Origin of the sequence: Phocaeicola barnesiae DSM 18169 = JCM 13652 (assembly GCF_000374585.1) — a bacterium.
Classification (GTDB): Bacteria; Bacteroidota; Bacteroidia; order Bacteroidales; family Bacteroidaceae; genus Phocaeicola; species Phocaeicola barnesiae.
On the sequence record NZ_KB894655.1, the window covers coordinates 68,198 to 78,902 of the forward strand.

The window sequence follows — 10,705 nt, forward strand, 5'->3', positions numbered from 1 at the left end:
TCATTATGCCACACTTCAACGAACACGCCCTCGAACTATCCATCATGGAACTGTTTCAACAAGAGGGTTACACATACACAAGCGAAGAAGAAATCCATAAGGAAGTAAGCGATGTCTTGCTTCGGAACGATATGCGCCTATATCTGCACAACCGATACAAAGACGAAAGTATCACGCCGTTGGAAATAGAGCGAACCATCGCCATGCTAACAGCCAATGTGGGCTTCTCCTTGTATGAACAGAACCGCCACACCTATCGGCTGATGACAGAAGGCTTTTCGTTGAAGCGTGAAAATACGGCTTTGCCAGATTTGTTTATTGAGCCGATAGATTTCAGCAAAGATGGCATAAAAAACAACCTGTTCCGCATAGTCAACCAGTTAGAGATACAGGGCGCGGAGCGACGTATTCCCGATGGCATTGTTTATGTGAATGGCCTGCCCGTGGTGGTGTTGGAGTTCAAGAGTGCCGTAAAAGAAGAGACGACCATTATGGACGCTTATACCCAACTCACCGTGCGCTACTGCCGCGATATTCCCGACTTGTTCAAATACAATGCTTTTGTGGTGATTAGTGATGGGGTGAACAATAAATATGGTTCTCTGTTTTCACCTTACGATTTCTTTTATGCGTGGCGAAAAGTAGAGGCGGATGATAAGGCAACAGACGGCATCAACTCATTGCTGACGATGGTGCAAGGATTGTTCCGGAAAGAAAGGCTGTTGAGCGTGATAAAGGACTTCGTGTTCTTTCCAGATTCATCGAAGAACGAGAAGAAAGTGGTTTGCCGCTATCCGCAATTTTTTGCCACACACAAGCTATTCGAGAATATCCGTCTGCACTCCAAACTCCAAGGAGGTGGCGATGGAAAAGGAGGAACTTACTTCGGGGCAACGGGTTGTGGTAAAAGTATCACGATGCTATTCCTTACCCGTATGTTGATGCGAAGCCGGGAGTTTGCCAGCCCTACGATAGTCCTGATAACCGACCGTACCGATTTGGATGACCAGCTTTCCAAACTATTTGGAACGGCTAAGAAGTTCATCGGCGATGAATGTGTAGTGGAAGTAGAAAGTCGGGATAAACTCCGGGAACATTTGGCCGGGCGAACCAGCGGCGGCGTGTTCCTGACCACCATACATAAGTTTACCGAAGACACACGGCTATTGTCTGAACGGGCAAACATCATCTGCATATCAGACGAGGCACACCGCTCCCAAACGAACTTATCCTTACAAGTCAAGCAGACTGACAAGGGAGTGAAACGCAACTACGGCTTTGCCAAATACCTGCATGATTCATTACCCAATGCCACGTACGTAGGTTTCACGGGAACGCCGATTGATGCCACGATAGATGTGTTTGGCGAGGTGGTAGATGCCTACACGATGACCGAATCGGTGGAGGATGGCATCACACGGCGTATTGTGTACGAAGGACGTGCTGCTAAGGTTTTGCTTGACAATAAGAAATTGCAAGAAATAGAGAATTATTACCAGCAATGTGCGGAAGAAGGAGCGAATGAATACCAGATAGAAGAAAGCAAAAAAGCCGTTACCAAGATGGAACGCATCTTGGGAGACTCCGACCGTCTGCAAGCCGTAGCCGAAGACTTTATTGCCCACTATGAGAAACGGGTGGAAGAAGGGAGTACGGTAGAGGGAAAGGCAATGTTCGTTTGTTCCAACCGAACTATCGCTTTCAACCTTTATAAAAAGATTATCGCTTTGCGTCCAGAGTGGGCAAAGATACCCGGCGAAGAAGCGCATGAATACCATTATATGATGGCGGCAGAACCGCGTATTCCTTATGGAAATCAAGAACTCCCCATCGAGGAAATAAAGCTGATAATGACCCGAAGCAAGGACGATGAACCGGAACTTTACAACTTGCTGGGAACGGATGAAGACCGCCGTGCTTGGGCTGAGGAGTTCAAAAAGCCGAAATCAAACTTCAAGATTGCCATTGTAGTCGATATGTGGACAACCGGTTTTGATGTGGATTGTCTGGACACGATGTACATTGACAAGCCTTTGCAACAACATACACTGGTACAGACCATTTCACGGGTGAACCGTGTTTATCCGGGCAAGGAGAAAGGCCTGGTGGTGGATTATATCGGCATCAAAAGCAACATGAATGTGGCATTGAAGCGTTATGCGCAAGGTGATGCCAACTTGGACTCGGTGGAAAGCATTGAGCAGTCCGTTGCGATGGTGAAAGATGAGTTGGATATTATCCGGCGGATGTTCGGCAAGTTTGACTATTCAAAATTTTCTACGGGTACACCATTGGAACAATTAGACTGTCTGAACAAGGGCGCCGAGTTTATGCAGCGGACGAAAGAACAGGAAAACTTATTCATGGGACACGCCAAGAAACTAAAATCGGCATTTAACTTGTGCAGCAATAGTGAAGAGATAAGCGACGACGAGCGTGAAGAAATTCATTATTTTTGCGGTGTACGTTCCATTATTTATAAATTGACAATAGGTGATACGCCGGACATCTCTCAGATGAACCGTCGTGTCAACGAAATGATAGAAGAAGCCATCCAATCAGAAGGCGTGGAAGAAATCATCCAGATAGGCAATGACAAAGAAAACTTGGATGTGCTGAGCGAAGAATACATGGAACGCCTTGGCAAACTAAAACTGCCCAATACGAAAGTAAAACTCATGGAACGCCTGCTGAAAACCGTCATCACAGAGTTCAAGAAGGTGAACAAGGCGAAAGGCGTAGACTTCTCCAAACGCTTGAGTGCTTTGGTTGACAAATACAACGAACGCAGAGATAGTGCTATCTTTGCGGATGAGGTCTTGACGGAAGTGGCTAATCAGATGGCTGACTTGTTGAAAGAACTAAACAAGGAGAAGAAATCTTTCCTTGATTTAGGCATTAGCTACGAAGAAAAAGCCTTTTATGATATTCTGAAATCCATCGCCAAACAGTTTGGTTTTGAATATCCCGAAGACAAGTTGCTTAAACTCGCTGCTGAAATCAAGAAGATTGTAGCAGACAAGTCCAAGTACACAGACTGGTCCACCCGTGATGACATAAAGGCAGAACTGAAAATGGATTTGATTTTGGTCTTAGCCGAATATGGCTATCCTCCGGTAACGAATGACGAGGTGTTTAAAGAGATTTTGGAACAAGCGGAGAATTTCAAGAAATACAATGGATGACAATATGATGAAAGCCGAATCTCAAAACATAGAATTCAAAGAATCTTGGCGCGACGAATATCTGAAATGGATATGCGGCTTTGCCAATGCACAAGGCGGTACGCTGTATATCGGTTTGCGCGACAATGGCGAAGTGTGCGGTGTACAGGAAGCCAAGAAGTTGATGGAGGACATTCCGAACAAGGTGCGTGACATGATGGGCATTTTGGTGGAAGTCAATTTGAAAGAAAAGGACGAAAAACAATATCTGGAGATTGTGACGGAGGCTTACCCTTATCCGATCAGTTTTCGTGGCAAGTATTACCAGCGGAGTGGCGCAACCAATCAGGAACTGAAAGGGGCTGTACTCGACCGCTTCATGCTTCGCAAGCAGGGTAAGACATGGGATGGTGTGCCAGTACCTTATCTGAAAGCAGAGGACTTGGACAACGCTACGTTTGATTTGTTCCGCAAGTATGCCAAACGGAGCGGACGTATGGAGGAAGCGGACTTAATGGACGACAATCACGGATTGTTGGAAAAGCTGCGGCTCTATGAAGGCAATTACCTGAAACGAGCAGCTGCGTTGTTGTTCCATCCCGACCCAGAACAATATGTGACCGGGGCATTTGTAAAGGTCGGCTTCTTCCGCGAAGGCATGGATTTGGTATATCAAGACGAAGTGCATGGTAACCTGTTCCAGCAAATTGTGAAACTGATGGACTTGCTATGTACCAAATACATGAAAGCTATCATAACCTACGAGGGCATCCAACGGATAGAAACATTGCCTATGCCCCGTGAGGCTCTGCGTGAGGCATTATTAAATGCCTGTATCAACAAAGACTATGCAGAACCTTCTCCCATCCAAATCCGCGTGTATGAGAATAAGTTGGAGATAATAAACGGTGGAGTGTTGCCCGAAGGATGGACTGTGGAAACCTTATTGTCTTCTCATCGAAGTATGCCTTACAACCCTGATATAGCCAACACATTCTTCCGCGCAGGTGAAATTGAAGCATGGGGACGCGGCATTGAGCGCATCATCACGGCTTGTAAGAATGATGGTTTCTCCACACCGGAGTTCCGCTATGATGCTTCGGGTATATGGACGACTTTTAAGTTTGAGTACCCGGAAAGAGCGACAATCCCAAGCGACCCAAAATCGACCCAGAAAACGACCCAGAAACGGCCAGAAACAGATCAACAAAAACAAGAAGATGCCATACTTGAATTGATAAAAGATAATCCTTATATACAAAGAAAAGAAATGGTAAATCGCTTAGGTATACACGAAAGCAGCGTAAAACGTCGGTTGGCTTCACTTCAAGAAAGAGGAATAATAAAACATATAGGTCCAAATAAAGGTGGTTATTGGAAATTAATAAATGTTGATTAATATGTCATATTATCATTATACATCATTAGAAGCTCTCAACGGTATTTTACAGAGAAATGAAGTTGGTGAGAAGAAATTATGTTTCTGGGCAACTCGTTATGATTGCTTTAAAGACAAAGAGGAATATCTTTTTGGCATAGATTGTTTAAGAGAATGTTTATTAAATCTTGAGAAGCAGGGTAATTTACAAGAAGACAGAAAGATTGCCGCGTTTTTTAAACATGAACTTATAGTAGAAAATATAAATCTACCTTTCCCTTATGTTATATCTATTACTTCACGAAATGACAATGCGTATATGTGGGAAAACTATGCTAACCATAATAACGGTGTTGTTCTAGAACTGGCATTACCTCAAGTAAACACCGAATTTAAGGATTATGCATTATATAGGTTGGAAAAGTGTATATATGTAGATTCTGCAAAAGAGCAAAAAATCCAAGATTTTATCAATCTTTACTATACGAATACAGGTTTAAGATTATTAAAGGATGGAGGAAAAGACGCATTTGATTTACTGTCGAAAAGACCTCAAGCATTTGTGGTATTTATGGCTATGTTTATGTTAGCCTTTGCAGCCCCAGCTCTCAAAAGAAAAAAATTTTGCAAGGAAGAAGAAACAAGAATAATATTATCTGTACCAGTACCTAGATATGCAGATTTCATCTATAACAATATACCACTAATACAAGATTTATGCCATGCTTTTCACTCTAATTTAGATGCCAAAAACATCGCAAATACAATTATGCAAGAAAAGAGCAGATTACGTGATGACAATACAGTTTGTTATTACAGAGAGTTTCCTTTACCTGAGAAATCCTTGTCACAAGTTCTTGTGTTAAATAATGAGTCTAAATTAAAAGCAGAAAATATACTTAAACAAAAAGGATTTGATAATGTTAAGGTAAAGATTCAAAAGTTGCCGCAAAAAGACAAAAGTATTTTGCTTCAAAAATAATATTTGTATCTTTGCAAAGGGAAACCTCCACGCAACCTGACGCAGAACGCTGCAACAATCCGGTGGAGCAATAGCGGGAGATTACGCTACTAGCAGAAAGATACATCAAAGATATTCAGCCACTTATCGTTATATTACGATTCCTGGTGGCACCACTTTGAAGAAAGACAAAACACAGTAAAATCCTGATTTCCAAGCGAAATCGGGATTTTTTGTTTTCTCCCGACACGCAAAAAACGGCAAAATGAATGTCAGCAGAATGCCGTCATCCGTTATATGAAACCCAACAATTATGCAAATATATAATAAGCAGACTGTTCCAATCTGAAAAGTCAATGGTTATCTGCATGGTGAATGGTAACCATAAGTCATATCTAAAATGCTGATAAATATTGATTTCACTATTTCATGCGGATAATAAGCCGCAAAATTTGCGGTTAATTATCCGCAAAACCGTATATTTGCAGAAAACAGTGATGCCTATGTATATACATGAACATAAAGAATGGCCTTCCTTTTCGTGGAACAAGGAACTTGTCGGTGAGAAACTGAACAAGGTAAACAAAGCTGTCGGTTATCTGATGGGGCGCCTTAGTGTAATCGGTTTTAACGACAAGATGTCTGCCGTAGTTGAATCCATCTCTCATGACATCATTGCATCATCAGAAATTGAAGGAGTGGAATTGAACAATGAACAGGTACGTTCATCTGTAGCCCGCAAACTCGGAGTACAACTACCGAATCCGACCGAATCTTCACGATATATAGACGGAGTAGTGGAAATGGCACTTGATGCAACTGTCAATTTCAACAATCCGCTTACCCATGAAAGACTCTTCGGCTGGCACAACTGCCTGTTTCCTACCGGATGGAGCGGTCCAACGAAAATAGATGTAGCCCGATACCGCAGTAGAGAGATGAAAGTTATTTCTGGAATGTTCGGTCGGGAAAAGGTACATTATGTAGCGCCTGCTCCTGAAAGAATAGACGAAGAAATGAATCGGTTTCTGGACTGGTTCAATTCAGATGCACATAACGGCTATGTAAAATCGGCGATAGCCCATTTGTGGTTTGTCTGCCTCCATCCTTTCGATGACGGAAACGGACGAATTGGACGAGCCATTGCTGATATGGCACTTTCACAGGCTGAAAACTCAAAGATGCGTTTCTTCAGTGTCTCCCATCAGATAAACAAGGATAAAAAACAGTATTACGACATATTGGAGAAAACACAGAAGGGAGATTGCGAAATTACTGAATGGATCATCTGGTATCTTGACTGTCTGCTCCGTTCCGTCGAGCAATCCGACGAAACATTGTCGAAGGTTCTTAACAAGGTCATATTCTGGCAAACCCATGCCGAAACAGTCCTGTCCGAACGACAACGCGAAGTCTTGAATTTATATTTGGACGGTTATCCCGGCAAACTGACGGCTAAGAACTGGGCAAAACGTGTAAAGGTATCACCGGATACAGCAGCACGCGATATAAAAGATCTGGTAGAAAAGAGTATTCTGATACCCCAGCAGGGGCGGGTTCGTGACGTATTCTACGGAATCCGGTGCAGTGAGTCTATCCTTGTCATCCCCATGCCTGAAGATGTATAGTTGTTCATCATGCAAGCATAAAGGCAGTGTGACATCGGTTCATCAAAACCGGCACACAGCCTTTATGCCTTTCAGTTTATATATGCTTCCCGATAACATTTCGTGTCGCAACACAATAGTCCGCTACATGAAATGCCTGAAGAAAATCACCAATATGGCTATCTACAAAGAGTGAATGCAAAAGAACCCGTCTTACGGATATAAGAAGGAACAGAACGAGACTGATCCGACATTCCTGACAAATCACAAGCTTCAGGCTAGAGTCTCCCTGCTTCTATCCTTTACCTTCTTGACAGAACGCACAAATCTTTTTATCCGAAAACTTTCCTCAACCGGTAAATTCATTAATTTTGCAAAGTGTTGGATAACCTATTAAGCCACTACAACAAATCCTGATTTTATGAGTAAAAGCATCAACAGCAATAAACAATTCATGGTAGGGAACGGCATATTAGCCTTCGGAGTCTTCTTTATCGTCTGCCTGTTCCTATACCTGGGATTCCGTTTCCAGAAAAAAGACGGAGAGCAAGCCTTTCAAGACATCTATACGGTCTGTGTAGAGAAAAGCATGGCAGGCGACAGTATTTCAGTCTACATCAATGACAGCCTGCTGATGAACCAGACAATGACAGATGCCGACAGAAAATTCCAGGTCCGCCGTTTCGCCGAGGAAAGCATGCTGATGGTAGTCGATAACCAGACAGAAGAAATCACCCCATTCAATCTGAATCCGAAAGGAAGTCTCATACGGATACAAAAGAAGAATGGAAAAATCTTCATCGAAGAGACAGAAGCTACGACCGACAAATAATCCAAGTTTATACCGAGTTAACCTTTAATTACTATGACAGAAGCTAAAAAATCAAGCCCCATCAGATGGGTGCCTACAGCCTATTTCGCCATGGGGCTTCCTTTTGTGGTGCTGAATATGGTCACCGTATTGATGTTCAAAGGACTGGGCGTAGAAGACAAGCTCATTACCTTCTGGACATCACTGATTCTACTTCCATGGACCTTAAAACCCCTGTGGAGTCCATTCCTGGAATTGTTCAAGACAAAGAAATTTTTCGTCATCCTGACTCAGCTGGTCACCGGCGTTACCTTTGGATTAGTCGCATTTGCGCTGAACCTGCCCCATTTCTTCAGTATCTCCATCGCCCTACTGGCCATCATTGCCTTCAGCGGAGCGACACACGACATCGCCTGCGACGGAGTATACATGAGTGAACTATCGACTGCCGATCAATCCAAATACATCGGCTGGCAAGGAGCCTTTTATAATATCGCTAAAATCGTGGCAACCGGTGGCCTGGTTTATCTGGCTGGATTACTGATCGAATATTTCGGTGAAACCGACGGTACAGACTCCCTATTGGCAAACCGGCATGCCTGGATGACCATCATGGCTATCTTATGCGGCATCATGGTATTATTAGGTATCTATCATATTTTCTGTCTGCCTTCTACCGAAAAGAAGAAAGACGGACAGAACCGCAACACCCGTCAGGTAATGCACGAACTGATAGAAGTACTGGCAGATTTTTTCCGCAAACGTCACATTGTTTATTACATCTTCTTCATCATCCTGTACCGCTTTGCAGAGGGATTCGTCATGAAGATTGTCCCCCTGTTCTTAAAGACGGCACGCGAACTTGGCGGTCTGGGACTCACCGAGAAAGAAATCGGAATTTATTACGGCTCGTATGGAGCAGCCGCCTTCGTCATCGGTTCTTTATTGGCAGGCTATTTCATTGCAGCACGTGGACTACAGAAAACACTGTTTATCCTTTGCTGCACCTTCAACCTACCGTTTGTCGTATATACGTTCTTCGCCATCGCCCAGCCCACCAATCCGATTCTTATCTGTAGTGGAATCGTTTTCGAATATTTTGGCTATGGTTTCGGATTTGTCGGACTGACCTTATTCATGATGCAGCAGATAGCCCCCGGTAAGCATCAGATGGCTCACTACGCCTTTGCTTCGGGTATCATGAATCTGGGAGTCATGATTCCCGGAATGCTCAGTGGATGGGTATGCGAGGTGTTAGGCGAATGGTTCAACAAACCTGGAGGATATGAACCGTTCTTTATATTTGTATTGATTGCCACCATCCCTGCCTTCCTGATTACGTACTTCGTACCTTTCAAATATAAGGCCGATGGAACATTAATAGAAGGAGAAACAGATTAAATTCATTCACCATAAAAACAAAAGCTATGACAGATTCAATGAAAATGCCTTGGGAAGAACGACCGGAAGGTTGTACAGATGTCATGTGGAGATACTCACAGAATCCGGTTATCGGACGTTATCAGATACCGAGTTCCAACAGTATATTCAACAGTGCCATTGTACCGTTCGGCGACGGTTTCGCCGGAGTATTCCGTTGTGACAACAAAGCCGTACAGATGAATATCTTTGCGGGATTCAGTAAAGACGGTATCCACTGGGACATCAATCACGAACCAATCAAATTCAAGCCCGGAAACACCGATATGATAGAATCGGAATACAAGTATGACCCACGTGTCACCTGGATAGAAGACCGCTACTGGATTACCTGGTGCAACGGTTATCACGGACCTACTATCGGTATCGGCTATACATTCGATTTCAAGGAGTTTTTCCAGTGCGAAAACGCATTCCTGCCTTTCAACCGAAACGGTGTACTGCTGCCACAGAAAATCAACGGTAAATATGCCATGCTGAGTCGTCCGAGCGACAACGGACATACACCGTTCGGAGACATCTACATCAGTTTCAGTCCAGATATGAAATACTGGGGCGAACACCGCTGTGTCATGAAAGTGACACCTTTCCCGGAAAGCGCCTGGCAATGTACAAAAATCGGAGCTGGCTCAGTACCTTTCCTGACTGAAGCAGGATGGTTGATGTTTTATCACGGAGTAATCACGACCTGCAACGGTTTCCGTTATTCCATGGGGGCTGCTATTCTGGATGCAGAACATCCGGAAAAAGTGCTGTACCGCACACGTGATTATATCTTAGGCCCAGCAGCGCCTTACGAACTGCAAGGAGATGTTCCGAATGTAGTATTCCCTTGCGCCGCACTGCAGGACGGAAAACGCGTAGCTGTATATTATGGAGCAGCAGATACCGTTGTCTGCATGGCCTTCGGCTACATTGACGAAATTATCGAGTACGTAAAACGTACTTCCATCGTATAAATTTATCGTAGAATAATTCTGATAAGACACAGGTAGGACAGCATAAGTCTGCTCCTACCTTTTTTTATGGAATTGGCTTCACGCCTTCACAGGCCAGGCAACAGCGTGGCACACAGGGCGTTTCCGGTGAAAGGGGATGTTTCACCGTGAAGGATATGTCCCGCGAGGGAGGATTCACGGCGGAAGGCCGTGCGGGGCGTCCGGCGGACCGACGGCACGCCGGGACACAAAAAAAGCCCCGGACCTCCTTGCGGAATCCGGGGCTTCAAGACGGCGACTACCTACTCTCCCACTTGCGCAGTACCATCGGCGTGACGAAGCTTAACTTCTCTGTTCGGAATGGGAAGAGGTGGAACCTTCGTGCTATAGTCACCTGAATACCTTT

General features: G+C 44.1%; 7 protein-coding genes, 1 rRNA gene and 1 pseudogene. 8 read left to right on the forward strand and 1 reads right to left on the reverse strand.

The window, feature by feature from the left end:
• Positions 1-5: 5 nt before the first annotated feature.
• From C510_RS0112660 to C510_RS0112695, 8 genes and pseudogenes are all read left to right on the forward strand, one after another.
• Entirely contained in the window at positions 6-3,185 is a 3,180-nt protein-coding gene (locus C510_RS0112660) for a type I restriction endonuclease subunit R (RefSeq protein WP_018711712.1), read from the forward strand.
• Between the two features lie 4 nt (positions 3,186-3,189).
• Positions 3,190-4,563, forward strand: coding sequence for an ATP-binding protein (locus C510_RS0112665; RefSeq protein ID WP_244870479.1), 1,374 nt, complete (start codon positions 3,190-3,192; stop codon positions 4,561-4,563).
• Position 4,564: 1 nt separating this feature from the next.
• Positions 4,565-5,524 (forward strand): DUF2971 domain-containing protein, encoded by a 960-nt coding sequence (locus C510_RS0112670; RefSeq protein ID WP_040366264.1) that lies wholly within the window; start codon positions 4,565-4,567, stop codon positions 5,522-5,524.
• 482 nt (positions 5,525-6,006) lie between these two features.
• On the forward strand, positions 6,007-7,131 hold the full coding sequence (locus tag C510_RS0112675) for a Fic family protein (protein ID WP_018711715.1): 1,125 nt from the start codon (positions 6,007-6,009) through the stop codon (positions 7,129-7,131).
• Positions 7,132-7,231: 100 nt separating this feature from the next.
• Positions 7,232-7,390: pseudogene (locus tag C510_RS17785) on the forward strand (phage integrase SAM-like domain-containing protein); the annotation flags it as partial.
• Between the two features lie 141 nt (positions 7,391-7,531).
• Positions 7,532-7,942, forward strand: coding sequence for a hypothetical protein (locus C510_RS0112685; protein WP_018711717.1), 411 nt, complete (start codon positions 7,532-7,534; stop codon positions 7,940-7,942).
• A 33-nt stretch (positions 7,943-7,975) separates the two neighbouring features.
• Positions 7,976-9,322: an MFS transporter gene (locus C510_RS0112690; RefSeq protein ID WP_022338981.1), complete on the forward strand. Its 1,347-nt coding sequence runs from the start codon at positions 7,976-7,978 to the stop codon at positions 9,320-9,322.
• A gap of 26 nt (positions 9,323-9,348) precedes the next feature.
• Complete coding sequence (locus tag C510_RS0112695; RefSeq protein ID WP_018711719.1) at positions 9,349-10,320, forward strand: glycoside hydrolase family 130 protein; 972 nt, start codon at positions 9,349-9,351, stop codon at positions 10,318-10,320.
• 268 nt (positions 10,321-10,588) lie between these two features.
• Here the strand turns inward: C510_RS0112695 and rrf are convergent.
• Positions 10,589-10,697, reverse strand: a 5S ribosomal RNA gene (rrf, locus tag C510_RS0112700).
• Positions 10,698-10,705: the final 8 nt, after the last annotated feature.

What these genes read in the sequence shown, in the direction of transcription:
- C510_RS0112660 (WP_018711712.1), top strand. Translation starts at nt 6, where the DNA reads ATGCCACACTTCAACGAACACGCCCTCGAACTATCCATCATGGAACTG.
- C510_RS0112665 (WP_244870479.1), top strand. Translation starts at nt 3,190, where the DNA reads ATGATGAAAGCCGAATCTCAAAACATAGAATTCAAAGAATCTTGGCGC.
- C510_RS0112670 (WP_040366264.1), top strand. Translation starts at nt 4,565, where the DNA reads ATGTCATATTATCATTATACATCATTAGAAGCTCTCAACGGTATTTTA.
- C510_RS0112675 (WP_018711715.1), top strand. Translation starts at nt 6,007, where the DNA reads ATGTATATACATGAACATAAAGAATGGCCTTCCTTTTCGTGGAACAAG.
- C510_RS0112685 (WP_018711717.1), top strand. Translation starts at nt 7,532, where the DNA reads ATGAGTAAAAGCATCAACAGCAATAAACAATTCATGGTAGGGAACGGC.
- C510_RS0112690 (WP_022338981.1), top strand. Translation starts at nt 7,976, where the DNA reads ATGACAGAAGCTAAAAAATCAAGCCCCATCAGATGGGTGCCTACAGCC.
- C510_RS0112695 (WP_018711719.1), top strand. Translation starts at nt 9,349, where the DNA reads ATGACAGATTCAATGAAAATGCCTTGGGAAGAACGACCGGAAGGTTGT.